This is a genomic window from Streptomyces sp. NPDC031111 (assembly GCF_055570675.1).
On the sequence record NZ_JBVIGS010000011.1, the window covers coordinates 293,855 to 319,349 of the forward strand.

Below are 25,495 nucleotides of genomic sequence, written 5' to 3' on the forward strand. Positions count from 1 at the left end.
CGTAAAGGGGATGCGGGATACGACCCCCGAGCAGTCCCGGCGTGACCGGGCAGGGTCCTTCCGGGACAGTTGTGCAGGCGAAGGAGCGATGCGGTGAACACCGAGCGACCCGACAACGACGACGAGGCGCGGGAGGACCAGGAGCCGGTGGTCGGCGGGTCCCATGTCGCCGACGCTCCCTCCGACGGGTCCGGCGCGGGCGAGGGGTCGCCGCCCCGGCGGCGCTCGCCCGCGCTCATCGCGTCCGTCGCCGCCGCGGTCCTGCTCGTCGGGGGCGGCGGGGCCTATCTCGCCGCCAGTGCCTCCGGTGGTTCGGGGGACGGTACGGCTCCGGGGGCGAACGGAGACGCCACTCCCCCGCCGCTCGCCCTGGACGGCCACTCCGAGGGCGCCACGAACGGAATCGCGCCCGGTGAGCCGAATCCGTACGGCGCCGTCTACCGCGCCGACGGCACGCTCCCGGACGGTCCCGGCTCGGCGCCGGTGTACCGCGTCCGGGGGGAGGTCACCCAGGAGCGGGTGGTCACGCTGGCGAAGGCCCTCGGGCTGGACGGGGAGCCCGTCGCGGAGGGCGGGGCCTGGCGGATCGGCGGCCAGGACGGCTCCGGACCCACGCTGCGGGTGGACCGGAAGGCTCCCGGCGCCTGGACGTTCAGCCGGTACGCGCCGGGCACCGACAACTGCAAGGGCGCGGTCTGCGGGGCGCCCTCCGCCGACGCCCCGCCCGTGAGCGAGGAGGCCGCGAGGAAGGCGGCCGCGCCCGTCTTCAAGGCGGCGGGTCAGGACGACGCGAAGTACGACGCGAGCCAGGCCGTCGGCGCCAACCGGGTGGTGAACGCCGAACCCGAGGTCGGCGGGCTGCCGACGTACGGCTGGACGACCGCGGTGACGGTCGGCGCCAAGGGCGAGGTGATCGGCGGCAACGGCCGGCTGGGCGAGCCGGTGAAGGGGGACACCTACCCCGTGGTGAGCGCCGCCGAGGCGCTGGAGCTGATGAACGCGGCGCCGGACTCCGGCGGGCGCGGGGGCATCGGCGGCTGCGCCAGTCCCGCACCGCTGGACGGCGGACAGCAGGAACCGTGCGCTCCGGCGACGACGCTGCCCGACAAGGACAAGAACAAGGAGACGGTGACCGTCGGCGACGCGGTGTTCGGGCTGGCCTCGCACACGGTGGACGGGCGGCCGGCCCTCGTGCCGTCCTGGCTGTTCGAGGTACGGCCGCAGGGCACGAAGGACACCCTCACGGTGACGTATCCGGCGGTCGACCCGGAGTTCCGCGCCCCGCGGACGGCGTCCGGGGAGGCGAGCCCGCAGCCGACGCGGCCGGGCGACGAGCCGACCGCGGCGCCGTCCACCCGCGACGTCGACGTCGAGGGCTACACCGCCGAGGGCGGCGAGCTGACGGTGACCTTCACCGGCGGTGTGTGCGCCGACTACAAGGCGACGGCGGACGAGGACGGCGGCCGGGTGACGGTCCGCGTGACCGAGACGCCCTGGCCGGACAAGGTGTGCATCCTGATCGCCAAGCAGTACCAGCAGACGCTCCGGCTGGACGCGCCCCTCGGTGACCGCGAGGTCGTGGGCACGGACGGCAAGCCGGTGCCGCTCCAGAAGGACGGCGCCCGCCTGCCCGCCCCGCCCACGCGCTAGCTCCCGACGGGAGAAGCACGAAGGCGGCGGCCCCCTCGGGGGGGCCGCCGCCTTCGTCATGTGCTGCCTGGCGAGGAAACCCGGCTCAGCTGAAGGAGTCGCCGCAGGCGCAGGAGCCGGTGGCGTTCGGGTTGTCGATCGTGAAGCCCTGCTTCTCGATGGTGTCGACGAAGTCGACGGTGGCGCCGCCCAGGTACGGAGCGCTCATCCGGTCGGTGACGACCTTCACACCGCCGAAGTCCTTCTCCACGTCACCGTCGAGGGAACGCTCGTCGAAGAAGAGCTGGTAGCGCAGGCCGGAGCAGCCGCCGGGCTGGACGGCGACACGAAGCGCGAGGTCGTCACGGCCTTCCTGGTCGAGCAGGGCCTTGACCTTCGCCGCGGCGGCGTCGGTCAGGATGATGCCGTCGGTGACGGTGGTGGTCTCGTCCGATACGGACATCTACATCTCTCCCGGGTTGTACGGAGACTGCTTGCCGACGGTTGCAACCGGCGGGGCCATGGATTCATTCCGGGCCGGGCGTCTGATTCCCTCGGCTCCCTTCTCATGCTCGCACACGCCGTCCGGAGCGGAAACCGGCCCCAGTCGGGCCTTCCGGGAATGATTCGGCGGCCGTCGGGATTCACGTCACATGGACGCTATGGCCGTCGTCAAAGTGACGTGAACCGGTTATGATAGATAGCGTCATTTAGACGAGAAGTCGCCGGAACAGAAAGGGTGCGTGTCGTGACCACCGCCCAGACCCAGGAGCTCGACGTACAGCCGACGCCCCTCGCCCTGCTCCTCCTCGGCCGTGAGGCCGACCCCAGGAGCGAGCGCGGTGTGGAGTGTCCCGGCGACCTCCCCTCGCCGTCCGACCCGGACCTGGTGGAGCGCGCCCGCGCGGCCAAGGAGAAGCTCGGGGACAAGGTCTTCGTGCTCGGCCACCACTACCAGCGCGACGAGGTCATCCAGTTCGCCGACGTCACGGGCGACTCCTTCAAGCTGGCCCGCGACGCGGCCGCGCGGCCGCAGGCCGAGTACATCGTGTTCTGCGGTGTCCACTTCATGGCCGAGTCCGCGGACATCCTCACCGGCGACGAGCAGAAGGTGGTCCTGCCCGACCTCGCGGCCGGCTGCTCCATGGCCGACATGGCCACCGCCGAGCAGGTCGCCGAGTGCTGGGACGTACTGACCGAGGCCGGGGTGGCCGAGCAGGTCGTCCCCGTCTCGTACATGAACTCCTCCGCCGACATCAAGGCCTTCACCGGCAAGCACGGCGGCACCATCTGCACCTCCTCCAACGCCAAGCGGGCCCTCGACTGGGCCTTCGAGCAGGGCGAGAAGGTCCTCTTCCTCCCCGACCAGCACCTGGGCCGCAACACGGCGGTGCGGGACATGGGGATGTCCCTGGAGGACTGCGTCGTCTACAACCCGCACAAGCCGAACGGCGGGCTGACGGCGGACGAGCTGCGCGCCGCGAAGATGATCCTGTGGCGCGGTCACTGCTCGGTGCACGGCCGGTTCAGCCTGGACTCGGTCAACGACGTGCGCGAGCGCATCCCGGGCGTCAACGTCCTGGTGCACCCCGAGTGCAAGCACGAGGTCGTCGCCGCGGCGGACTACGTCGGCTCGACCGAGTACATCATCAAGACGCTGGAGGCGGCCCCGGCCGGCTCCAAGTGGGCCATCGGCACGGAGCTGAACCTGGTCCGCCGCCTGGCGAACCGATTCGCCCCCGAGGGCAAGGAGATCGTCTTCCTCGACAAGACGGTCTGCTTCTGCTCGACCATGAACCGCATCGACCTCCCCCACCTGGTCTGGGCCCTGGAGTCCCTCGCCGAGGGCAACCTGGTCAACCGCATCGAGGTGGACAAGGAGACGGAGGCGTTCGCGAAGCTGGCGCTGGAGCGGATGCTGGCCCTGCCGTAGGGCCCGCGCACGTGAAGGGGCGCCCCGTGCCTGCACGGGGCGCCCCTTCGTCGTAAGGACGGACGTCAGACCTGGGCCGGCTTCGGCTCCTCCGAAGCCTCCGCCTGCGCGGGCACGGCCCCCTTCTTCAGCGCCTTCTTCTTCGCGCGCCGCTCCTTGCGGAGCTCGAGCATCGCGTAGAGCGTCGGCACCAGCAGCAGGGTCAGCAGCGTCGACGTGATCAGACCGCCGATCACCACCACGGCCAGCGGCTGGGCGATGAAGCCGCCCTCGCCGGTGACGCCCAGGGCCATCGGGAGCAGGGCGAAGATGGTCGCCAGGGCCGTCATCAGGATGGGCCGCAGACGGTGCCGGCCACCCTCCAGCACGGCCTCGACGACGCCGTAGCCCTGCTTGCGGTACTGGTTGATCAGGTCGATCAGCACGATCGCGTTGGTGACCACGATGCCGATCAGCATCAGCATGCCGATCATGGCCGGGACGCCCATCGGGGTGCCCGTGACCAGCAGCAGGCCGAGGGCGCCGGTCGCCGCGAACGGGATGGACACCAGCAGGATCAGCGGCTGGGCGAGCGACCGGAAGGTGCCGACCAGCAGCATGAAGACGATCGCGATCGCGGCCAGCATCGCCAGGCCCAGGTTGACGAACGCCTCGTCCTGGTCCTCGGAGACACCGCCGATCGACGCCGTCGCACCCGCCGGGAGCGTCAGCGAGTTGATCTTCGACTGGAGTTCGGTGCTCACCGCGCCCGTGTTGTCACCGGTCGGCTTCGCGGTGATGGTGGCCGCGCGCTGGCCGTCGATCCGGGTCATGGAGACGGGACCGTCCACCACCTCGACGGTGGCGATGTCGCCCAGCTTCACCGCGCCCAGGCGCAGGTTCTTCAGCTGGGCCACGGTGGTGGCCGGCTTGGCCGAGCGGATGACGACGTCGCGCTCGGTGTCGTCCAGGACCGCCTTGGTGGCCGGGGTGCCCCGCACCGACTGGGCGACGACCGCGCCGAGGGTCTGGTCGTTGAAACCGGCCGCGGCGGCCTTGTCGTTGGCCTTCACCGAGACGCGGGGGATGCTCTGCGCGAGGTCGCTGGTGACATCCGTGACGTCGTCCAGGGAGGCCACCGCGTCACGGACCTGGTCCGCCGCCTTGCGCAGCGCCTGCCCGTCGGACGCCTTGACGACCACGCTCAGGTCCTGGCTGCCGAAGCCGTCACCGGCCGCGATGGTGGTGGTGCCGATGCCGTCGAGCTTCTCCAGGCCCTTCTCGATGCTGTCCTGGACGTCCTCGGAGGACGCGGAGTCCTCCAGCATCACCTGGTACGTCGCCTGGTTGGTGTCCGTACCGCCGCCGAAGGCCGCCATGAAGCCGGACGAGCCGACCGTCACCTGGTAGTCCTTGACGCCCTCGGTGTCGCCGAGCAGCTTCTCGACCTTCTCCGCCTGGGCGTCGGTCGCGGCCAGGCTGGTGCCGGGCTCCAGCTCCTGACGGACGGTGAGGACCTGCTGCTCGCCCTGGTCGAAGAAGTTGGTCTTCAGCAGCGGCGCCATGGCGAACGTGGCGATCAGCACGACGACCGCGATCGCCACACTGGTCAGCCTGCGCCGGGTGGCGAAGCGCAGCACGGGGACGTAGAGGCGCTGGAGGCGGCTCTTCGCCTCCTTCTCCTCGGCGATCCTGCGCGCCTCCTCGGCGTCCTCCGGGGTGCCCTTCGGGGCCCGCAGGAACCAGTACGACAGCACCGGGACGACCGTCAGCGACACCAGCAGGGACGCCAGCAGCGCCGCCGTGACGGTAAGGCTGAAGGAGCCGAAGAGCTCGCCCACCATGCCGCCGACCAGGCCGATCGGCAGGAACACGGCGACCGTGGTGAGCGTCGAGGACGTCACCGCGCCGGCCACCTCGCGCACCGCGTTCATGATCGCGGACTGGCGCTCCTCGCCGTAGCCGAGGTGCCGCTTGATGTTCTCAAGGACGACGATGGAGTCGTCCACGACCCGGCCGATGGCGATGGTCAGCGCGCCCAGCGTCAGCATGTTCAGCGACAGGCCGCGCGTCCACAGCACGATCAGGGCGAGGACCACGGAGAGCGGGATGGAGACCGCCGTGACGAGGGTCGAGCGGACCGACGCCAGGAAGACCAGGATCACCAGCACCGCGAAGAGCAGACCGAGCGCGCCCTCGGTGGTCAGGCCGTCGATGGCCTTGGAGACCGCCGGGCCCTGGTCGCTGACGACGGTGAGGGTGGCGCCGTCGCCGAGGTCCTGGCGCAGGTCCGACAGCTTGTCCTCGACGGCCTCGGAGATGGCGACGGCGCTGCCGTCGTGGTCCATGGTCGCCATCACGGCGAGGCTCGGCTCGCCGTTGGTCCGGGTGAGGGAGTCGGCCCTGGCCTCCTCCTCCTCGACCGTGGCGACGTCACCGAGGCGGACCGGCTCGCCCTTGCCGGGCTCGCCGGTGACCATCAGGTCCTCGATCTGCTTCAGCGAGGTGAAACCACCGCCGACCTGGACGGTGCGGTTGGCGCCTGCCTCGTCGAAGGAACCGGCCGGCACGGTCGCGCCGCCCGCCTGGAGGGCCTGGGACAGCGACTGCGCGGTGAGGCCGGCCTTCGCCAGCTTCGCGGTGTCGGGGGTGACGGTGACCTGGAGGTCGCGCACGCCGTCCACGGTGACCTGGCCGACGCCGTCGATGTCCTCGAGCGCGGGCACCACGGTCCGGTCGAGCTGGTCGGCGAGCGCCTGCTGGTCCTTGTCGGAGGTGACGGCGAGGACCACGGTCGGGATGTCGTCCGTGGAACCGGCGACGACCTGCGGGTCGACGTCGTCCGGGAGGCGGGCGCCGGCCCGGTTGACAGCCTGCTGGACGTCGGCGACGAGCTGCTGGGTGTTGTTCCCGTAGTCGAAGGACGCCATGATCACGGCGTTGCCCTCGCTCGCCGTCGAGGTGACGCCGGAGATGCCGTCGACGGCCTCCAGGCTGTCCTCGATGGGTTCGACGACCTGCTTCTCGACCACGTCCGGCGACGCGCCCTGATACGGCGCCACCACGGAGACCATGGGCAGTTCGATGGTGGGCAGCAGCTGCTGTTTGAGCTGGGGTATCGCGATCGCCCCGAAGACGAGCGCGATGATCGACATCAGTCCGATCAGCGCCCGTTGCGCGAGGCTGAATCTGGACAGCCAGGACATGGTCAGGGTCTCTCTTCCGTGGAGCGGCACACGTGCGGCAGCGGGCGCGCAAGTGGGCGCCCGCTCTACACCCTGGGCCATGGAAGAGGGCCGATCCGTAGCCCCGTGGGCCCATTCCTTATGCGGCGCATACTCCCGCCGCAGTACGGGCGGTGGAGCTCACTCCACCCTTGGACGGACCAGCCCCGACTCGTAGGCGATGACCACCAGCTGGGCCCGGTCGCGGGCGCCCAGCTTGGCCATGGCCCGGTTGACGTGGGTCTTCACCGTGAGAGGGCTGACCTCGAGGCGTTCGGCGATCTCGTCGTTGGAGTGCCCGCCGGCCACCTGGACCAGCACCTCCCGCTCGCGGACGGTGAGCGAGTCCAGCCGCTCGGCGCGGGCCGGGTCGCGTTCGGCCTCGGAGGTGCCCTCCTGCGCGAGGAAGCGGGCGATCAGGCCCTTGGTGGCCACCGGCGACAGCAGGGCCTCTCCGCCGGCGGCGATGCGGATGGCGTTCAGCATCTCGTCGGGCTCCGAGCCCTTACCGAGGAAGCCGGACGCCCCGGCCCGCAGCGACTGCACCACGTAGTCGTCGACCTCGAACGTCGTCAGTATCACCACCCGCACCCCGGCGAGCTCCGGGTCCGAGCTGATCAGACGGGTGGCGGCGAGCCCGTCGGTGCCGGGCATCCGGATGTCCATGAGGACGACGTCGGCGCGCTGCTCCCGGGCCAGCCGGACCGCCTCCGCGCCGTCGGACGCCTCACCCACCACCTCCATGTCCGGCTCGGAGTCGACGAGCACGCGGAAGGCGCTGCGCAGCAGTGCCTGGTCGTCGGCGAGCAGGACACGGATCGTCATACGGGCTCCAACGGGGCGTCGGTCATCGGCTGTTGTCCTTGGCGGCGGACGTGCGGGTCTTGACGGGCAGGATCGCATGGACGCGGAAGCCGCCGCCGTAGCGGGGACCGGTGGTGAGGGTGCCGCGCAGCGCGGTGACCCGCTCGCGCATGCCGAGCAGTCCGTGCCCGCCGCCGGGGGCGTGGTCCTGGTCCTCGCCGCTGCCGTCGTCGAGGACGGTGATCTCGATGTGGGGTCCCACGCGTACGACGCTGACCTCGGCCCGTGCCTCGGTGCCGGCGTGCTTCTGCACATTGGTCAGGGCTTCCTGGATGATCCGGTACGCGGCCAGGTCGACGGCGGCGGGCAGGTCGGTGCCCTCGTCGGTGCGGGCGACCTCGACGCGCAGTCCGGCGCTGCGGAAGGTGCCGGCGAGTTCGTCGAGGCGGTCCAGGCCGGGGGCGGGCTCGGTGGGCGCCTCCGGGTCGCCGGACTGACGCAGCAGACCGACGGTGGCCCGCAGCTCGCCCAGCGCGGAGCGGCTGGCCTCGCGGACGTGGGCGAGGGCCTCCTTGGCCTGGTCGGGCCGTTTGTCCATGACGTGGGCGGCGACTCCGGCCTGCACGTTGACCAGGGCGATGTGGTGGGCGACCACGTCGTGCAGATCGCGGGCGATGCGCAGGCGCTCCTCGGCGACCCGGCGGCGGGCCTCCTCCTCGCGGGTGCGCTCGGCCTTCTCGGCGCGTTCCCGGATGGCCTGGACGAAGGCGCGGCGGCTGCGGACGGCGTCGCCGGCGGTGGCGCCGATCCCGGTCCAGGCGAAGATCGCCAGGTTCTCCTGGGCGTACCAGGGCAGGGGGCCCGCCACCATCGCGGAGCCGGTGAGCACCGTCATGGTGAGCAGGCCGATCCGCCAGGTGGTGGGGCGGTCGGTGGTGGAGGCGACGGTGTAGAGCGCGATCACGGCGCACATGGCGACGGGTGCGCGGGGGTCGCCGGTGACGGACTCCGCGACGGAGAAGGCGCCGGCGAGGGCGAGGACCGTGCGCGGGGCGCGGCGGCGGAAGACGAGTGCGGCGGCGCCGAGGGTCATGAGGACCAGGCTGAGCGGGTCGGGGGTGCGGAGGCCCCACTTGACGCCCTCGGGGCCGTGCGGGTCGACGAAGGAGCCGGCGACCATGCACAGGAGGACGCCGGCCGCCAGGGCCGCGTCCGCGGCGACAGGGTGTGCCCGTAGCTGGCACCGGGCGCGGGTCAGGGTGCTCACGGGGGTTCACCGTAGCCGGGGTGGGCGACCGGGGGTGCTGCGGCCGGGTGGGGTCGCGCAGCCCGGCGCTTGCGGGGGTGCCGCTGCGCCCACCCGTGCCGCCCTGCGGCACGACTGCCCGCAGCTAGGGCGTCCCCGGAATCAGGCCGTCCTCGCTCAGGAGGTCCTTGACCTCCTCGAGCGTTGCGTCCGGGGACGGGAGGATCAGGTCGGAGGGCTCCAGGGAGTCGTCCGGCAGGGGCTCGCCGAGTTCGTGGACCTTGGCCAGCAGCGCCTTCAGGGTGGCGCGGAAGCCGGGCCCGTCGCCGTTCTCCATCTCGGCGAGCAGTTCCTCGTCCAGCTTGTTCAGCTCGGCGAGCCGGCTCTCGGCCAGCGTCACCTGCCCCTCCCCCATGATCCGTACGATCATGTCGCCCTCCTCGGCGTGGGCTACTGCTTGTCGAAGCGCGGGGTGTCCTGCGGCTGCTGCTGGGGCTGCTGCGCCGCGTCGCCGCCCTCGATGGCCTGCCGGTCACTGGTGCCGCCGGCCAGCTCCGCCTTCATGCGCTGCAGTTCCAGCTCTACATCCGTACCACCGGAGAGCCGGTCCAGCTCGGCCTGGATGTCGTCCTTGTGCATGCCGGACTGGTCGTCCAGGGCGCCGGAGGCGAGCAGTTCGTCGATGGCGCCGGCCCGCGCCTGGAGCTGGGCGGTCTTGTCCTCGGCCCGCTGGATGGCCAGTCCGACGTCGCCCATCTCCTCGGAGATGCCGGAGAAGGCCTCGCCGATCCGGGTCTGCGCCTGGGCGGCGGTGTAGGTGGCCTTGATGGTCTCCTTCTTGGTGCGGAAGGCGTCCACCTTGGCCTGGAGGCGCTGGGCCGCGAGGGTGAGCTTCTCCTCCTCGCCCTGGAGCGTGGCGTGCTGGGTCTCCAGGTCCGTCACCTGCTGCTGGAGCGCGGCGCGGCGGGAGAGCGCCTCGCGGGCCAGGTCCTCACGGCCGAGCGCGAGGGCCTTGCGGCCCTGGTCCTCCAGCTTGCCCGACTGGGACTGGAGCTGGTTGAGCTGGAGCTCCAGACGCTTGCGCGAGGTGGCCACGTCGGCGACGCCGCGGCGGACCTTCTGGAGCAGCTCCAGCTGCTTCTGGTACGAGTAATCGAGGGTTTCGCGCGGGTCCTCGGCCCGGTCAAGGGCCTTGTTCGCCTTCGCGCGGAAGATCATCCCCATACGCTTCATGACACCGCTCATGGGCTTCGCGCGCCCCCTTCTGACGGACTCCAGCTCCAGCGACTGCAACAGAACCCACAGTACGGGCCCTGCATCCATTACCGCACTGTTCGGGGACGGATGCGCTCATCCCCAAGGACGACTGAGTACCCTCCCGATCCGGCGTAGGGAGTAGGTGGTCCCCGGGTCCGGCCGGCCGGACCACCCCGAGAGCCGCACAACGTCCCCCTCTGTCCTTTTGGAGACGTGTGGTGTTGCCGGATCGTTCCCCATGGGGCTGGGGTCCAACCCCGGGCACCCCGTACCCTTGGGTTTTGTGTTCCGTAGCCGTGCCAAGGAAGAGAAGGCATCCGCCGCCGACAAGGCGCCGGTGACCGACTCCAATCAGACCCGTCACCCGGAGGCCCCGAAGGGCCGCCCCACGCCCAAGCGGAGCGTGGCCCAGTCGCAGCGCCGCAGCGTCGCCAACACGTCGATGACGCGCAAGGAGGCCGCCAAGCGCCAGCGCGAGGAGCGCCGTGCCGCGATGGAGCGTCAGCGCCAGGCGCTGGCCAGCGGCGACGAGCGTTATCTGCCCGCCCGCGACAAGGGGCCGGTGCGCCGGTTCGCGCGCGACTTCGTGGACTCGCGGTTCAACATCGCGGAGTACTTCCTGCCGATGGCCGTGGTCATCCTGGTGCTGAGCATGGTCCAGGTGCCGCAGCTCCAGAACGCCGCGCTGCTGCTGTGGCTCGTGGTGATCGTGATGATCGTGCTCGACTCGATCGTCACCGGGTTCCGGCTGAAGAAGCGGCTGGCCGAGCGCTTCCCCGACGAGAGCCGTCGTGGCGCGGTGGCCTACGCGCTGATGCGCTCGCTCCAGATGCGCCGGCTGCGGCTGCCCAAGCCCCAGGTCAAGCGCGGGGAGCGGCCCTGAGCGCCACGCTCAGCGGGCTCGGCGGTCTGCGTGACGTCGTCAGGCAGGAGCTGGTGGCCCGCCAGCTGGAGGAACAGATAGCGGGGCGGTTCGCGGTCGGGCGACGGCTGCGGGTGCTCGACGTGGGCATGGGCCGGGGCGCGCAGGCGCTCTGGCTGGCCCGGTCCGGCCACCAGGTGACCGGTGTGGAACAGGACGCGGCGCTGATCGCCGCCGCGCGGGAGGCCCTCGCCGGGGAACCGGAGGGCATCCGGGAGCGGATGCGGATCGTCGTGGGCGACGGCCGGGACACGGGTGTGCACTTCCTGCCGGGCAGTTTCGACGTGGTGCTCTGTCATGGCGTGCTCATGGATGTCGAGGAGCCGGACGCGCTGCTGGCGGGGCTGGCCCGGGTGCTGGCGCCCGGCGGGCTGCTGTCCGTGCTGGTGCGCAACGGTGACGCGTCGGCGATGCGGGCGGGGTTGTCCGGGGACTGGGCGGGGGCGTTGGCGGGGTTCGACTCGGGGGCGTATCGGCTGAGGAATCTGACGGCGACGCTTGCGGGCATTGGGGCGCCGCTGCACACGTGGTACGGGGTGCGGGTCTTCACGGACACGGTGGCGGATGACGTGCCTGTTCCGGATGATGTGTCCGCGTTGCTGGCGGTGGAGGAGCGGGCGGGGCGTACGGATCCGTACCGGGGGGTGGCAGCTCTGCTGCACCTGTGCGGCGTCCGGGGCTGAGTCGCCCTTTTTTCTCGCCCCCGCCGCCCCTTCCCGTCCCGTCCTCAAGGGGCGCTGCCCCTTTGACCCCGGACGTGCGGGTGGGTGGGTGGTTCTCGCGCAGTTCCCCGCGCCCCTTCAGGGGCGCGGGGAACTGCGCGAAGGGGGTCTGGGGGCTCAGGACTCTTCCGCGTGGAGGCTCATCGGGCCGTAGATCTCCGTGGTGTCCTCCAGCAGTCGTACCTGGTCGGCGCCGCCCTCCGCGAGGGCCTTCCAGTTCTCCCCGATCCAGGACTCGGCGTCCCCCTGCGTGGGGAACTCCTCCGGCGGCACCGCGGGCTCGACCTGCGTCCCGTCGGCCTTCTCGAACCGCCACGTCCATGCCGCCATGTACGCCTCCCAAGAGTGTGATCACACCGAACCCAAAGCCTAGTCGGACGGGCAGTCGCCGTGGGGAAGGGTGAAAATCGGGGGCGTGGAACTGACTCTGCTCGGCACCGGTGCCCCGGCGGGCATGCCCCGCCCCGACTGTCCCTGCGCCGCGTGCGCGTCCGCGCTCGGCGCGGACGCGCGGGCGGCCACCTCGCTGCTCGTGGACGGGGCGCTGCTGCTCGACCTCACACCGGGCGCGGCGTTCGCGGCCGCCCGCGCGGGCCGTTCGCTGGGCGGTGTGCGCCAGGTGCTGCTGTCGCACCCGCACGACGGCCCCGCGGTCGAGGTGCCGGCCGGGCTGCCGCAGCCGGGACGGGTGCCGGACGGACGGGAGTTGGCGCTGCTGACGGGGCATCGGGTGCGGGCGGTGGCGCTGGACGCGCCAGGCACCGGATACGCGGTGACCGGCCCGGACGGGCAGCGGCTGCTGTATCTGCCGCCGGGCGGGGCGCCGGCCGGGCGGGAGGAGCCGGCCGAGCCGTACGCCATGGTGCTGCTCGACGTCGTGGGACGGCCGGACGCGCTGGCGCGGCTGCGGGAGGTGGGCGCGGTGGGCCCGACCACGGATGTCGTCGCCGTCCATCTCGGCCACGACGTGCCGCCGGGCGCGGAGTCGCGGCGCCGGCTCGCGGCGGCCGGGGCGCGTGCCGTGCCGGACGGGACCACGCTGGAGGTGGGTGCCTACGAGGACGTGCCCGACGTACCGCGGCGGACGCTGGTGCTGGGCGGGGCGCGTTCGGGCAAGTCGGTGGAGGCGGAGCGGCGGCTGGAGTCGTTCCCGGAGGTGCTGTACGTGGCGACGGGCGGGTCGCGCAACGGGGACACCGAGTGGGCGGCGCGGGTGTCGGCGCACCAGGAGCGGCGGCCCGGGTCGTGGCGGACCGTCGAGACCTGCGATCTGGTGCCGCTGCTGAAGGACGACGGGCCGCCGCTGCTGATCGACTGTCTGTCGCTGTGGCTGACCGACGCGATGGACGCCGTCGGGGCGTGGGACGACGCGGAGTGGGCGGACGGCGGGGAGCGGGCGCTGTGGGACCGGGTGCGGGAGTTGACGGACTCGGTGCGCGAGACCCGGCGGACGCTGGTCGCCGTGTCCAACGAGGTCGGTTCGGGCATCGTGCCCGCCACCGCCTCCGGCCGCCGCTACCGGGACGAACTGGGGCGGCTAAACGCGGCGTTCGCGCAGGAGTGCGAGCAGGTGCTGCTGGTGGTGGCGGGGCAGGCGGTCGTCCTGCGGGGGTGACCCGGGGGGCCAGGTCAGGGCGTCAGGGTCCCGGTCGGCGCCTCGGCTTCGTGTGCGGCTTGCGCGCGATGACGCGGTACGCGTTGGCGAACGGGGTGTGCCGCAGCAGGGGCGCGAGGGCGAGGTCCGTCACCGCCGCCGCGACGACCAGCGGGGTGCCCGCGCGGAGCAGCACCGCGCGCACGTGCTGCTGGAACAGGGTCGGCGGGACGGCCCGCCAGGGGGAGTCCGGGGCGGGCAGCGCGTGGGAGAGCGCCAGGGCGGTCAGCCCGGCCAGGTCGTGCGGGACGTGCGCGGCGCGGCGCCCGGCGGTCACGATCACGCAGCCGTGTCCCTCGATCTCCGCGCGGAGGTTGCGCTGGGGCAGCAGGTGCAGCCGGCGGGGCTGGTCATAGGGCAGCCACCAGCGGCCGAGCAGGGCGGCGAACGCGCAGCGCGGGTCGAGGGTCTCGACGAGCAGATGGCCCCCGGGACGCAGGGCCTCCAGGGCGGCGTGGAGTTCCGCGCGGGGGTCGGTGGTCTGCTCCAGGTGGTGCAGGAGGCTGACGACGTCGTAGCGGCCGGCCAGCCCGGCCATCACCCGCGGGTCGGTCAGCGGACCGATGTGGGCCTCCTCGATCCGGCCGAGCGTGCGGGCCCGTTCGACGCGCGCGGTGAGGTCGGTGCCGTCGAAGGCGGTGTACGGGAAGAACTCCCGCGCGGTCAGCGGGAAGCGGCCGAGTCCGGTGCCGACGTCCAGCCAGCTCTCCGGTTCGCCGAAGGGGAGCATCGCGCGGGCCGCGCCCCGGCGGCGGTGCCGGGCGGCGTGCAGGGCCAGGACGCGTTCGGTGGCGGGGTCCCGGGGGGCGCCGCGCACGGCCCGGCGGTAGAAGGCGAGGCCCTCGGCGGTGAGGCGGGGGTTCTGGAAGGTGTGGCCGCAGTCCCGGCACTCGTCGACGGTGAACAGGCCCGGCCGGTGCCGGCGCAGGTCCCCGGTTCTCAGCCGGTTGCGCAGCCGCGGGGAGCCGCACCAGGGGCAGTCCTCGCGGCGCGGCTCGTGCACCCGGGCGGAGCCGTGGGGGGCGGGGATCGCACTGGCTGGATCGGTGGCGGGCATGGGCGGCTCCCGGCGTGAGGGCGTACGGCACGGGGGACGCGACGTACAGGACGGGTGGGACGGACGGAGGGATGTCCGGCAATCCACTGCAAAACGTTACGGATGGGAGGGCGCTCCGGGGTGGACCGGCGCCGGGGTGGCGTGGTGCCGACCGGTGGGCCGTCGTGTTCGATCGGGGCCGGTACTGTTCGGCGAATGAGCTCGCTTAATCTCGACGACTTCACCGATCTGATCGAGCGTCCGGACGGCGGGGTGCGCCGTGACGCGGAGGCGCGCCGGGAGCGCCTGACCGTGCCGCCCGGATCGCTGGGCCGCCTGGACGACCTGGGTGAGTGGCTGGCGGCGGCGCAGTCCGCGGTGCCGGTGCGGCCGATCGAACGGCCGCGGGTCGTGCTGTTCGCCGGGGACCACGGCGTCGCCGCCCTCGGTGTCTCCGCGCGGGAGGCGGGCAGCGCGGTGGAGCTGGTGCGGGAGGTGCTGGAGGGCGGCCGTCCGGTGTCCGTGCTCGCCCGCCGGCAGGGGGTGCCGGTCCGGGTGGTCGACATGTCCCTGGACTGCGATCCGGAGTCACTGCCCGAGGACGTCGTACGGCACCGGGTGCGACGGGGCAGCGGGCGCATCGACATCGAGGACGCACTGAGCCCGGAGGAGGCGGAGGCGGCGTTCCTGGCGGGGATGGCCGTGGCCGACGAGGAGGCCGACTCCGGTACGGATCTGGTGGTGCTCGGCGATGTGAGCGTGGGCGGGACCACGGCGGCGGGCGTGCTGGTGGCCGCGCTGTGCGGGACGGACGCGTCGGTGGTGACCGGGCGCGGGGGGCTGGCGATCGACGACCTGGCGTGGATGCGCAAGTGCGCGGCGATCCGTGACGCGCTGCGGCGGGCGCGGCCGGTGCTGGGCGATCAGCTGCGGCTGCTGGCGACGGTCGGCGGGGCGGACCTCACCGCGATGACGGGCTTTCTGCTCCAGGCCGCGGTGCGGAAGCTGCCGGTCGTGCTGGACGGTGTGGTGACGGCGGCGTGTGCGCTGGTGGCGCAGCGGGTGGCGTTCCGGGCGCCGGACTGGTGGCTGGCGGCGCACGACAGTGGGGAGCCGGGGCAGGCGAAGGCGTTGGACCGGATGGCGCTGGAGCCTGTGCTGGCGCACGGGGTCACTGTGGGTGAGGGTGCGGGTGGGTTGTTGGCGTTGCCGTTGGTTCAGGCGGCGGCGGCGCTGGCGGCGGAGTTGCCGGAGGCTCCGGCGAAGCCGTGACCCTCCGGGGGTGCGTGACTTTTTCTCGCCCCCGCCGCCCCTTCCCGTCCCGTCCTCAAGGGGCGCTGCCCCTTTGACCCCGGACGTGCGGGTGGGTGGGTGGTTCTCGCGCAGTTCCCCGCGCCCCTTCGGGGGCGCAGCCCCCGGGGACGGGCTCAGCCTCGGTCCAAGGGGGTCGGGTCCGGTTTGCCGCCCAGCCAGTCTTCGACGGCTCGGCGGGGGCCGGACCAGCGGCGTTCGTGGCGGTAGGCGCGCAGGATCGAGCGAGCTCGAGCCCGTGGGCGGCGGCGGTAGAAGCGTCTGGCCCACGGGGACCCCGGGCGCGCCAGCCGCAGCGCGCCGATCAGGGCGACCACGGGGATGATCACGCCGAAGACGGCGAGTCCCGCCTTGCCCTTGCTCAGGGCGATCAGCGCGAAGAGGAAGTTCACGCCGATGCTCGCGGCGGCACCGGCGCGGTTCTGGAGCTCGTCCTGGGAGAGGTCGTTGACGCCGAACGGCACGAACCCGGCGAGCAGCAGTCCGACCAGCGCGGCGGTGAGGACGACCGCCTCGACGCTCTTGCGGCCGGCCTCGGTCCAGTACACGTCGTCGAGGTGCAGGATGAGCGCGAACTCGTCCAGGACCAGCCCCGCGCCCACCCCGAAGAGCACCGCGCCGAAGGCCGAGCCCAGCCCCTCCCCGCCGCTCGCCACCGAGCCGAAGCCGCCGACGACCGTGAGGATGACACCGGGCACGACGTGGTGGATGTGCAGTTCACCCGCCGTGACGTTGCCGAAGGGCCCCTTCCCGGCCCGGATCAGACGGGTGATGACCCGGGTGACCACGAAGGTGAGGACGAAGGCGGTGAGCGCGAGGAGCAGCGGGAGCTTGCCCGGCTCGATGATGTTCCGATCCAGCCAATGTCCCATATGGGCACTTTATCCACGGCGGCCGCGAACGCCCTGGTGACCGCCGGGTAATCTGCGCCGGTGCCCGCACCCTCCCCCGAGCCACCCGCGTCCCCCACCGACGGCCTCCGCTTCGCCTTCGGCACCCTCACCGTGCTCCCGGTCCGGGTCACCCGCTGGGACCGGCCGGCCGCACGCGCCGGCATGCTGGGCGCCCCGGTCGCCGGACTGGTGGTCGGCGCCCTGGCCGCCACCACGGGACTCCTCCTCCTGCTCCTCGGCGCGGGCGCGCCGCTCGCCGCTGTCGCCACGGTCGCCGTACCGGCCGTCCTGACCCGGGGACTGCATCTCGACGGGCTCGCCGACACCGCGGACGGGCTCGGCAGCGCCAAGCCCGCCGAGGACGCCCTGCGGATCATGAAGCAGTCGGACATCGGGCCGTTCGGGGTACTCACGCTCGTCCTGGTGCTGCTGGCCCAGGTGGCCGCGCTTGCACAGGCGTACGACGGTTCCTGGGGGCGGGGCGTGCTCGCCGCCGTCGTCGCGGCGGTCGTGGCGCGGCTGGCGCTCACCCTGGCGGCCCGCGCCGGTGTGCCGGCCGCCCGCCCGGAGGGGCTGGGCGCGGCGGTCGCCGGGGTGGTACCGGCGTCGGGCGCGGCGCTCGCGGCGGTCGCGGTCACCGGGCTCGCCGCGGCCGGGGCCGCGTCCCTGGGGGCGTACGACGTCGTCCGCGTCGTGCTGGCGGTGGTGTCGGCCGTCGCCGTCGCCGAACTGCTGCTGCGGCACTGTGTCCGCCGTTTCGGCGGGGTCACCGGCGATGTGTTCGGCGGGCTCGCGGAGACGGCGGCGACGACCGCGCTCGTCGTCATGTCACTGGGCTGAAACGATCTTCTCGTCCCCCTGTGGCCCCACGGCCCCCGCCGCTAGCCTGATCCGCCGAACAGACAAGACAACGGGGGACGTTGATGCCGACATTCCGTCGTGCCGTGGCATGGTTCATCGACTTCGCGCTGGTGGTGGCGCTGGCCTCGGCGCTCGCGGTGCTCACCTTCAACCGGATATCGACCCTGGTCACCGACGTCCCCGAACTCGCCACCCGCAGCGGCTTCGACCTGCTGACGTCACGCGGTGACGTGATCGACGCCTCCGAGGACCTCGGTCTGTCGCTGTGGAACAAGTCGGTGCTCTACGTCGAACAGGCCTTCGGTCTGCTGGTGGTCGCCACGTTCCTCTACCAGTGGGTGTGCCTGGCCCTGCTCGGACGGACGATCGGCAAGGGGCTGACCGGGCTGCGGATCACACCGCGCGGCCCCGGCGCGGCGGCGCGCCGGGCGGCGGTCACCACGGCGGCGGACGTCGCCGTGTACGCCGTGGCCTGCGTGCTGCTGATCGAGGGGCAGTTCGCGCTGTCCGTGCTGGTGTGGGCGGTCGCGGTGGCCCTCTTCCTGTTCAACGCGCTGCCCGTGCTGGGCCCCGGCAGGCGTTCCCTCGCCGACCGGGCGGCGGGGACCGAGGTGACCGGTCTGGGCCTCAGCAGGCCCGACGCCATGCGTCCAGTTCGTACTTTTTGAGCAGGGAACTCAGCTCCAGCCTGCGGGAGTCGGCGCAGAAGCGGTCGGTGGGCAGCTCGTACTCCACGTGGAAGACGGCCTTGCCCGCCTCGACGAACGGCGTCAACTCCGCGCACTCCCCGTACTGGGCGCACTGTTCGTTGACCGCGAAGTCGAAGTCGTCGACCAGCTCCGGGATCTGGTCGAGGTCGTTCTTCAGGCCGACGGCCATGCCCCGCTCGTGGGCGAGCCGGGCGATCAGCCGGTTGTAGCGGAGCTGGTCGCCGGCGGTGAGCGGGAAGCCGGTGCGGTTGCGGTAGCCGTCCATGTTGTCCGGCTCCACCGCGTCGAAGCCCTTGTCCCGGCACATGTCGAGGCGTTCCGCCATGAGCGGCTCCAGGACGTCGGTCCGGCGGATGTCGAGCCAGCGCTCGCCCTCCCAGCCGTTGCCGCGGCCGATCACCGACTTCGGGAAGTCGTCCGCGTCCGGGCGGAAGTCCTCCCAGGCGCCGGTGGACAGGTAGCAGATGACCTTGCGGCCGTCGCGGTGCAGCGTCGCGACCGTCTCCTTCGAGTGGTCGAAGCCGTCGATGTCGTAGACGGGGACGTCGACGGAGGTGTCGAGCCGCCCGCTGAGCTGCCACTGCCAGTCGGTGCCGGGCCGGGGCCGCCAGCGGTCGCCGGCCGGGCCCCCGGCGTCGTCCGCGTCGGGTCCTGGGGCGGTCGTGCAGGCCGCGAGGAGCAGGGCGAGCAGCATGACAAGGAGGGACGGTCGTCGCACCGGGCGGTCTCCAGAACAGGCGGCGGTGTGGTCGGCACCGCGGGGGCACACAGGAACCTCAAGCATGATCGTCGCCGTTCCGGGGTCACACGGCGGGGCCGGAGGACGGCCGCGGCCCCACCACGGAGTGAACTCCCGCGGGAGTGAGCGAACGCTCACACGCGCGTAGGCTCGTGCGCAGTGTTCGCCGCCCGGGGATGACCCCGACGGGACCGGCCCGTTATGCCGCAACTAGGGTCGGCTGCCGGGGCCGGTCGACCCACACCCTTCGGCCACAGCAACTTCACATCGGAAGCGAGATTTCACCACCGTGACTGCTCTCACTCTCAGCACCGCCGCGGTCCCGGGCCTGCGGGCCGACGCGATCGTGATCGGTGTCGCCAAGGGCTCCGCGTCCAAGCCGGGGGCGCCGGTCGTCGCACCGGGCGCCGAGGCCGTGGACCAGGCGTACGACGGCAAGCTGGCCGGTGTCCTGGAGACGCTCGGCGCGTCCGGTGCCGAGGGCGAGGTGACGAAGCTCCCCGCGCCGGCCGGCTTCAAGGCGCCGCTCGTGGTGGCGGTGGGCCTCGGCGCCCAGCCCGAGAAGGACGCCGGCTACGCCACCGAGGCGCTGCGCAAGGCCGCCGGTGTCGCCGCCCGCGCCCTCGCCGGCTCCAAGAAGGCCGCGTTCGCGCTGCCCCTGACGGACGCCGCCGACGCCGGCGCGGTCGCCGAGGGCGTGCTGCTCGGCGCGTACTCCTTCGACGCGTACAAGGACAACGGCAAGGACGACAAGAAGAACGGCAAGGCGCCGCTCGCCGAGGCCGCGCTGCTCGGCGGCAAGCCCCGCGACAAGGCGTACAAGGCCGCGGTCGAGCGCGCCACCGCCGTCGCCGAGGAGCTCAACCGCGCCCGCGACCTCGTCAACACCCCGCCGAACGACCTCAATCCCGAGGCGTTCGCGGCCGTCGCCCAGGCGGCGGCCAAGGAGCACGGCATCAAGGTGCAGGTGCTCGACGAGAAGGCCCTGGCCAAGGGTGGCTACGGCGGCATCCTCGGCGTCGGCGCCGGGTCGGCGTCGGGCCCGCGTCTGGTGAAGCTGTCGTACACCTCGTCGAAGGCGAAGAAGCACCTCGCGCTGGTCGGCAAGGGCATCACCTACGACTCGGGCGGCATCTCGCTGAAGCCGGCCGGGCACAACGAGACGATGAAGTGCGACATGAGCGGTGCCGCCGCCGTGTTCGCCGCGGTCGTCGCCGCCGCGCGGCTGGGTCTGGAGGTCAACGTCACCGGCTGGCTGGCGCTGGCCGAGAACATGCCGTCCGGCTCCGCGACGCGCCCGGGTGACGTGCTGCGCATGTACAGCGGCAAGACCGTGGAGGTGCTCAACACGGACGCCGAGGGCCGGCTGGTCCTCGCGGACGCGCTGTGGGCGGCCTCCGCGGAGAAGCCGGACGCGATCGTGGACGTCGCGACGCTGACCGGCGCGATGATGCTGGCGCTGGGCAGCCGTACGTTCGGGATCATGGCGAACGACGACGCGTTCCGCTCCGCGGTGCACGAGGCGGCGGAGGAGGTCGGCGAGCCGGCGTGGCCGATGCCGCTGCCGGAGCACCTGCGCAAGGGCATGGACTCGGCGACCGCCGACATCGCCAACATGGGTGAGCGGATGGGCGGCGGGCTGGTCGCCGGTCTGTTCCTGCGCGAGTTCGTGGGCGAGGGGATCACCTGGGCGCACCTCGACATCGCCGGGCCGGCGTTCAACGAGGGCGGGCCGTTCGGGTACACCCCGAAGGGTGGGACGGGGTCCGCCGTGCGCACGCTGGTGCGGGTTGCCGAGCTGGCGGCTTCGGGGGATCTCGCCTGACGGTGCCTTTCGGAGGCGCCCAATGGCTCGGGGGTGCGGGGAATCGCGCGACCGCGGGTCCGATGTGGCCGGTCGCGCCCGCGCGGCGGAGCCGCAGATCGGCACAGCCCCGCGCCCCTTTGCGTTGGCTGCGGCCGGCCCCCGCCGCGCAGGAACCGCGGGCTGGTCGCGCCCGCGCGGCGGAACCGCAGATCGGCACAGCCCCGCGCCCCTCCGCATAGGAGCCCCGGGCTGGTCGCGCGCCTCAGGGGCGCGGGGAACTGCGCGGGCAAGCCCCGCTCACCCGCACGTCCGGGGTCACAGGGGCGGCGCCCCTTTGGGAGCGTGGGGTGTGTCACACCGCAGCCCGGCGTCTCGTTCGGGTCCTACAAGTGCGAAGATGGGGCTCGGCAGGACAGGGCCCCACCTAAGGGCCGAGAACATAGAGCGGCCGGACACCAGCCGCCGACCGGTCACTGGAGACCGGCGTGGCGCACATGCATGGAGGACGTGACGTGGCGAACGACGCCAGCACCGTTTTCGACCTAGTGATCCTCGGCGGTGGCAGCGGTGGTTACGCCGCGGCCCTGCGCGGGGCGCAGCTGGGCCTGGACGTCGCCCTGATCGAGAAGGACAAGGTCGGCGGTACCTGCCTGCACCGAGGATGCATCCCCACCAAGGCCCTGCTGCACGCGGGTGAGATCGCCGACCAGGCCCGCGAGAGCGAGCAGTTCGGTGTGAAGGCCACCTTCGAGGGCATCGACGTACCGGCCGTCCACAAGTACAAGGACGAGGTCGTCTCCGGTCTCTACAAGGGCCTTCAGGGGCTCATCGCCTCCCGCAAGGTCACCTACATCGAGGGTGAGGGCCGGCTGTCCTCCCCCACCTCCGTCGACGTCAACGGCCGGCGCGTCCAGGGCCGTCACGTCCTGCTGGCGACCGGCTCGGTGCCGAAGTCGCTGCCGGGCCTGGAGATCGACGGCAACCGCATCATCTCCTCCGACCACGCCCTCGTCCTGGACCGCGTGCCCAAGTCCGCGATCGTCCTCGGCGGCGGCGTCATCGGCGTCGAGTTCGCCTCCGCGTGGAAGTCCTTCGGCTCCGACATCACCATCATCGAGGGTCTGAAGCACCTCGTCCCGGTCGAGGACGAGAACAGCTCGAAGCTGCTCGAGCGCGCGTTCCGCAAGCGGGGCATCAAGTTCAACCTGGGCACGTTCTTCCAGAAGGCCGAGTACACCCAGGAGGGTGTCAAGGTCACCCTGGCGGACGGCAAGGAGTTCGAGGCCGAGGTGCTGCTCGTCGCCGTCGGCCGCGGCCCGGTCTCCCAGGGCCTGGGCTACGAGGAGGCCGGGGTCGCCATGGACCGCGGCTACGTCCTGGTCGACGAGTACATGCGCACCAACGTCCCGACCATCTCCGCCGTCGGTGACCTGGTGCCGACGCTCCAGCTCGCGCACGTCGGCTTCGCCGAGGGCATCCTGGTGGCGGAGCGTCTGGCGGGTCTGAAGACCGTTCCGGTCGACTACGACGGTGTCCCGCGGGTGACGTACTGCCACCCGGAGGTCGCCTCCGTCGGCATCACCGAGGCCAAGGCCAAGGAGATCTACGGCGCGGACAAGGTCGTCGCTCTGAAGTACAACCTGGCGGGCAACGGAAAGAGCAAGATCCTGAAGACCGCGGGCGAGATCAAGCTCGTCCAGGTCAAGGACGGTGCGGTGGTCGGCGTCCACATGGTCGGCGACCGCATGGGCGAGCAGGTCGGCGAGGCCCAGCTGATCTACAACTGGGAGGCGCTGCCGGCCGAGGTGGCCCAGCTCATCCACGCCCACCCGACGCAGAACGAGGCGCTCGGCGAGGCCCACCTGGCCCTGGCCGGCAAGCCCCTCCACGCCCACGACTGACGCTCTCGGGCATCGGGCGCGACGACACAGACTTCCGCACTTTTAAAGGAGCAACCGAAACCATGGCGGTTTCCGTAACCCTGCCGGCGCTCGGCGAGAGCGTCACCGAGGGCACTGTCACCCGCTGGCTGAAGGCCGAGGGCGAGCGCGTCGAGGCCGACGAGCCGCTGCTCGAGGTCTCCACCGACAAGGTCGACACCGAGATCCCCGCTCCCGCCTCCGGCGTGCTGTCCTCCATCAAGGTCGCCGAGGACGAGACGGTCGAGGTCGGCGCCGAGCTGGCACTGATCGACGACGGCTCCGGCGCCCCCGCGGCCGCCCCGGCCCCGGCCGCCGAGCAGGCCGCCCCGCCGGCTCCCGCGCCGGCCCCGGCCGCGCAGCCGTCCACCGAGCAGGCCGCCCCGGCTCCGGCGCCCACCGCCGAGGCCGCGGCCGGCGGCGGCTCCGCCGAGGGCACGGACGTGGTCCTGCCCGCGCTCGGCGAGTCCGTCACCGAGGGCACCGTCACCCGCTGGCTGAAGTCGGTCGGTGACACCGTCGAGGCCGACGAGCCGCTGCTCGAGGTGTCGACGGACAAGGTCGACACCGAGATCCCCGCCCCCGCCTCCGGCACCCTGCTGGAGATCGTGGTCGGCGAGGACGAGACCGCCGAGGTCGGCGCCAAGCTCGCCGTCATCGGCGAGGCGGGTGCCGCTCCGGCCGCCGCCCCCGCCCCGGCCGCCCCCGAGGCCCCGGCGCAGCCCGAGCCCGCCCCGGCCCCGGCTCCGCAGCAGGCCGCTCCGGCCCCCGCCGCGCCGGCTCCGGCCGCTCCCGCCCCGGCTCCGGCCGCCCCGGCCCCGCAGGCTCCCGCCGCTCCCCCGGCTCCGGCGCCCGCGCCGGCCCCGGCTGCCGCTCCGGCCGTTCCGGCCGCCGCCCAGCCGACGGACGAGGGCGCCTACGTGACCCCGCTGGTGCGCAAGCTCGCCGCCGAGAACGGCGTCGACCTGGCCACCGTCAAGGGCACCGGCGTCGGCGGCCGTATCCGCAAGCAGGACGTCGTCGCCGCGGCCGAGGCCGCGAAGGCCGCCGCCGCTGCCCCGGCTCCGGCCGCTCCGGCCGCGCCCGCCGCGAAGAAGGCCCCGGTCCTCGAGGCCTCCCCGCTGCGCGGCCAGACCGTGAAGATGCCGCGGATCCGCAAGGTCATCGGCGACAACATGGTCAAGGCCCTGCACGAGCAGGCCCAGCTGTCCTCGGTCGTCGAGGTCGACGTCACCCGCCTGATGAAGCTGCGCGCCCGTGCCAAGGACGCGTTCGCGGCCCGTGAGGGCGTCAAGCTCTCCCCGATGCCGTTCTTCGTCAAGGCCGCGGCCCAGGCGCTGAAGGCGCACGCGCCCATCAACGCCAAGATCAACGAGGCCGAGGGGACCATCACCTACTTCGACACCGAGAACATCGGTATCGCGGTGGACTCCGAGAAGGGCCTGATGACCCCGGTCATCAAGAATGCCGGTGACCTCAACCTCGCCGGTATCGCCAAGGCCACGGCGGAGCTGGCGGGCAAGGTCCGCGGCAACAAGATCACCCCGGACGAGCTGTCCGGCGCGACCTTCACCATCTCCAACACCGGTTCGCGTGGCGCGCTGTTCGACACGATCATCGTGCCCCCGGGCCAGGTCGCGATCCTCGGCATCGGTGCCACGGTCAAGCGTCCGGCCGTCATCGAGACCGAGGAGGGTACGGTCATCGGTGTCCGCGACATGACGTACCTGACCCTCTCCTACGACCACCGGCTGGTGGACGGCGCCGACGCGGCCCGTTACCTGACGGCGGTCAAGGCGATCCTGGAGGCGGGCGAGTTCGAGGTCGAGCTCGGCCTGTGATCCGCTGAGGCGCGATCGCCGGCACGGTCCTGCGGTGCCCCCGTCCGGAAGCTTTCGAGGCTTCCGGGCGGGGGCACCGGCGTATGGAACGTGTAAGTCTCGTCTCACCTGGGCGAAAGCACCCCCGTGCGCCCTTCCCGGGCCGGGCCACGGCCGTATTGTCTAAGCGTCAAACGCCCTCAGGGGGCCGGTGGGCCCCCGTCTAAGGAGCCCCACATGACCGCGCCCGTCGTCCACTCGCTGCGCGAACAGATCCGCGAGCACATCCTGGAAGGGATCATCAGCGGACGCTGGCAGCCGGGCGAGCGGATCGTGGAGCGGCGGATCGCGACCGAGCTGGAGGTCAGCCAGACGCCCGTGCGGGAGGCGCTGCGCGAGCTGGAGTCGCTGCGGCTGATCGAGTCGGCGCCGAACAAGGGCGTGCGGGTGCGGAATCTGACGGCGGCGGACCTGGAGGAGAGCTATCCGGTCCGGGCGGGGCTGGAGGCGATCGCGGCGGAGCTGGCCGCGGGGCGGCTGGCGGAGGACTGCTCGGCGCTGGAGCCGCATGTCGCCGCGCTGTACGAGGCGGACCGGCTGTCGGACGGGACGGGGCAGGTACGGCACACCGTGGCGTTCCACCGGGAGTTGGTGCGGGCGGCGGGGAACTCCGTGCTGCTGCACACCTGGGAGGGGCTGGGGATCGAGGTGTTCACCGCGCTGTCGATACGGTGGCTGGGGACGGTGCAGCAGTCGTACGCGGAGGAGCACGAGGAGTTGGTCGCCGCGTTCCGGAGGCGGGATCCGCGGATCGCGGACCTGGTCAAGGCACACGTACTGGGCTGCGCCCCTCGGGCGTAGTCACGGGTCTTTTTCGCCCCCGCCGCCCCGTCCCGTCCCTGGGGGCTTCGCCCCCAGACCCTCTTCGCGCAGTTCCCCGCGCCCCTGAAGGGGCGCGGGGAACTGCGCGAAGATCACCACCCCCACCCAACATGCGGAGGCTAGAGGGAAGAGGTCCTTTGAAAAAGA

At 72.4% G+C, this 25,495-nt stretch carries 22 protein-coding genes; 12 read left to right on the plus strand and 10 right to left on the minus strand.

Annotated elements, in window-relative coordinates:
- Positions 1-93 precede the first annotated feature (93 nt).
- On the plus strand, positions 94-1,650 hold the full coding sequence (locus ACZ470_RS23935) for a flagellar basal body-associated FliL family protein (protein WP_468430190.1): 1,557 nt from the start codon (positions 94-96) through the stop codon (positions 1,648-1,650).
- Between the two features lie 85 nt (positions 1,651-1,735).
- On the opposite strand, the gene ACZ470_RS23940 is transcribed toward ACZ470_RS23935, so the two are convergent.
- The gene (locus ACZ470_RS23940) at positions 1,736-2,092 is read right to left on the minus strand and encodes an iron-sulfur cluster assembly accessory protein (RefSeq protein ID WP_023551351.1); all 357 of its coding nucleotides are present in this window, start codon (positions 2,090-2,092) and stop codon (positions 1,736-1,738) included.
- A 285-nt stretch (positions 2,093-2,377) separates the two neighbouring features.
- On the opposite strand from ACZ470_RS23940, the gene nadA reads away from it, so the two are divergent.
- The gene (gene nadA, locus ACZ470_RS23945; RefSeq protein ID WP_468430192.1) at positions 2,378-3,562 is read left to right on the plus strand and encodes a quinolinate synthase NadA; all 1,185 of its coding nucleotides are present in this window, start codon (positions 2,378-2,380) and stop codon (positions 3,560-3,562) included.
- A 65-nt stretch (positions 3,563-3,627) separates the two neighbouring features.
- Here the strand turns inward: nadA and ACZ470_RS23950 are convergent, their stop codons facing one another.
- From ACZ470_RS23950 to ACZ470_RS23970, 5 genes are all read right to left on the minus strand, one after another.
- A complete protein-coding gene (locus ACZ470_RS23950; protein WP_468430194.1) occupies positions 3,628-6,747 on the minus strand; it encodes an efflux RND transporter permease subunit in 3,120 nt (1,039 codons plus the stop codon).
- A 159-nt stretch (positions 6,748-6,906) separates the two neighbouring features.
- Positions 6,907-7,590, minus strand: coding sequence for a response regulator (locus tag ACZ470_RS23955; protein ID WP_468430196.1), 684 nt, complete (start codon positions 7,588-7,590; stop codon positions 6,907-6,909).
- A gap of 22 nt (positions 7,591-7,612) precedes the next feature.
- A complete protein-coding gene (locus tag ACZ470_RS23960; protein ID WP_468430198.1) occupies positions 7,613-8,836 on the minus strand; it encodes a sensor histidine kinase in 1,224 nt (407 codons plus the stop codon).
- A gap of 124 nt (positions 8,837-8,960) precedes the next feature.
- Entirely contained in the window at positions 8,961-9,245 is a 285-nt protein-coding gene (gene pspAA, locus ACZ470_RS23965) for a PspA-associated protein PspAA (protein ID WP_468430200.1), read from the minus strand.
- Between the two features lie 20 nt (positions 9,246-9,265).
- Positions 9,266-10,048: a PspA/IM30 family protein gene (locus tag ACZ470_RS23970; RefSeq protein ID WP_468430202.1), complete on the minus strand. Its 783-nt coding sequence runs from the start codon at positions 10,046-10,048 to the stop codon at positions 9,266-9,268.
- 262 nt (positions 10,049-10,310) lie between these two features.
- Between ACZ470_RS23970 and ACZ470_RS23975 the strand changes: the two genes are divergently transcribed.
- Together ACZ470_RS23975 and ACZ470_RS23980 are read left to right on the plus strand one after the other, a co-directional pair.
- Complete coding sequence (locus ACZ470_RS23975; RefSeq protein ID WP_468430204.1) at positions 10,311-10,955, plus strand: DUF3043 domain-containing protein; 645 nt, start codon at positions 10,311-10,313, stop codon at positions 10,953-10,955.
- Between the two features lie 53 nt (positions 10,956-11,008).
- Positions 11,009-11,677, plus strand: coding sequence for a class I SAM-dependent methyltransferase (locus ACZ470_RS23980; protein WP_468430206.1), 669 nt, complete (start codon positions 11,009-11,011; stop codon positions 11,675-11,677).
- A 156-nt stretch (positions 11,678-11,833) separates the two neighbouring features.
- Here ACZ470_RS23980 and ACZ470_RS23985 read toward each other — a convergent pair whose 3' ends face one another.
- Positions 11,834-12,046 (minus strand): hypothetical protein, encoded by a 213-nt coding sequence (locus tag ACZ470_RS23985; protein ID WP_468430208.1) that lies wholly within the window; start codon positions 12,044-12,046, stop codon positions 11,834-11,836.
- 85 nt (positions 12,047-12,131) lie between these two features.
- Between ACZ470_RS23985 and ACZ470_RS23990 the strand changes: the two genes are divergently transcribed.
- Positions 12,132-13,331, plus strand: coding sequence for a bifunctional adenosylcobinamide kinase/adenosylcobinamide-phosphate guanylyltransferase (locus ACZ470_RS23990; protein ID WP_468430210.1), 1,200 nt, complete (start codon positions 12,132-12,134; stop codon positions 13,329-13,331).
- 22 nt (positions 13,332-13,353) lie between these two features.
- Here ACZ470_RS23990 and ACZ470_RS23995 read toward each other — a convergent pair whose 3' ends face one another.
- Positions 13,354-14,427: a class I SAM-dependent methyltransferase gene (locus ACZ470_RS23995; RefSeq protein ID WP_468430212.1), complete on the minus strand. Its 1,074-nt coding sequence runs from the start codon at positions 14,425-14,427 to the stop codon at positions 13,354-13,356.
- A gap of 195 nt (positions 14,428-14,622) precedes the next feature.
- Between ACZ470_RS23995 and cobT the strand changes: the two genes are divergently transcribed.
- Positions 14,623-15,678: a nicotinate-nucleotide--dimethylbenzimidazole phosphoribosyltransferase gene (cobT, locus tag ACZ470_RS24000; protein WP_468430213.1), complete on the plus strand. Its 1,056-nt coding sequence runs from the start codon at positions 14,623-14,625 to the stop codon at positions 15,676-15,678.
- Between the two features lie 155 nt (positions 15,679-15,833).
- Here the strand turns inward: cobT and ACZ470_RS24005 are convergent, their stop codons facing one another.
- Entirely contained in the window at positions 15,834-16,589 is a 756-nt protein-coding gene (locus ACZ470_RS24005) for a hypothetical protein (RefSeq protein ID WP_468430215.1), read from the minus strand.
- Between the two features lie 60 nt (positions 16,590-16,649).
- On the opposite strand from ACZ470_RS24005, the gene ACZ470_RS24010 reads away from it, so the two are divergent.
- Together ACZ470_RS24010 and ACZ470_RS24015 are read left to right on the plus strand one after the other, a co-directional pair.
- Positions 16,650-17,450, plus strand: a complete 801-nt coding sequence (locus ACZ470_RS24010; RefSeq protein ID WP_468430217.1) for an adenosylcobinamide-GDP ribazoletransferase — start codon at positions 16,650-16,652, stop codon at positions 17,448-17,450.
- A gap of 83 nt (positions 17,451-17,533) precedes the next feature.
- Positions 17,534-18,139, plus strand: a complete 606-nt coding sequence (locus ACZ470_RS24015) for an RDD family protein (RefSeq protein WP_468430219.1) — start codon at positions 17,534-17,536, stop codon at positions 18,137-18,139.
- Here the strand turns inward: ACZ470_RS24015 and ACZ470_RS24020 are convergent.
- Complete coding sequence (locus ACZ470_RS24020) at positions 18,099-18,899, minus strand: endo alpha-1,4 polygalactosaminidase (RefSeq protein ID WP_468430221.1); 801 nt, start codon at positions 18,897-18,899, stop codon at positions 18,099-18,101. The two genes, ACZ470_RS24015 and ACZ470_RS24020, sit on opposite strands and share 41 nt — an antisense overlap.
- A gap of 310 nt (positions 18,900-19,209) precedes the next feature.
- Between ACZ470_RS24020 and ACZ470_RS24025 the strand changes: the two genes are divergently transcribed.
- The 4 genes from ACZ470_RS24025 to ACZ470_RS24040 all read left to right on the plus strand — a co-directional run bounded on the left by ACZ470_RS24025 (position 19,210) and on the right by ACZ470_RS24040 (position 25,327).
- A complete protein-coding gene (locus ACZ470_RS24025) occupies positions 19,210-20,745 on the plus strand; it encodes a leucyl aminopeptidase (protein ID WP_468430223.1) in 1,536 nt (511 codons plus the stop codon).
- Between the two features lie 494 nt (positions 20,746-21,239).
- The gene (lpdA, locus tag ACZ470_RS24030) at positions 21,240-22,628 is read left to right on the plus strand and encodes a dihydrolipoyl dehydrogenase (protein ID WP_468430225.1); all 1,389 of its coding nucleotides are present in this window, start codon (positions 21,240-21,242) and stop codon (positions 22,626-22,628) included.
- A gap of 62 nt (positions 22,629-22,690) precedes the next feature.
- Positions 22,691-24,487: a 2-oxoglutarate dehydrogenase, E2 component, dihydrolipoamide succinyltransferase gene (gene sucB, locus ACZ470_RS24035; RefSeq protein WP_468430227.1), complete on the plus strand. Its 1,797-nt coding sequence runs from the start codon at positions 22,691-22,693 to the stop codon at positions 24,485-24,487.
- 216 nt (positions 24,488-24,703) lie between these two features.
- Positions 24,704-25,327 (plus strand): GntR family transcriptional regulator, encoded by a 624-nt coding sequence (locus tag ACZ470_RS24040; protein WP_468430229.1) that lies wholly within the window; start codon positions 24,704-24,706, stop codon positions 25,325-25,327.
- Positions 25,328-25,495 lie beyond the last annotated feature (168 nt).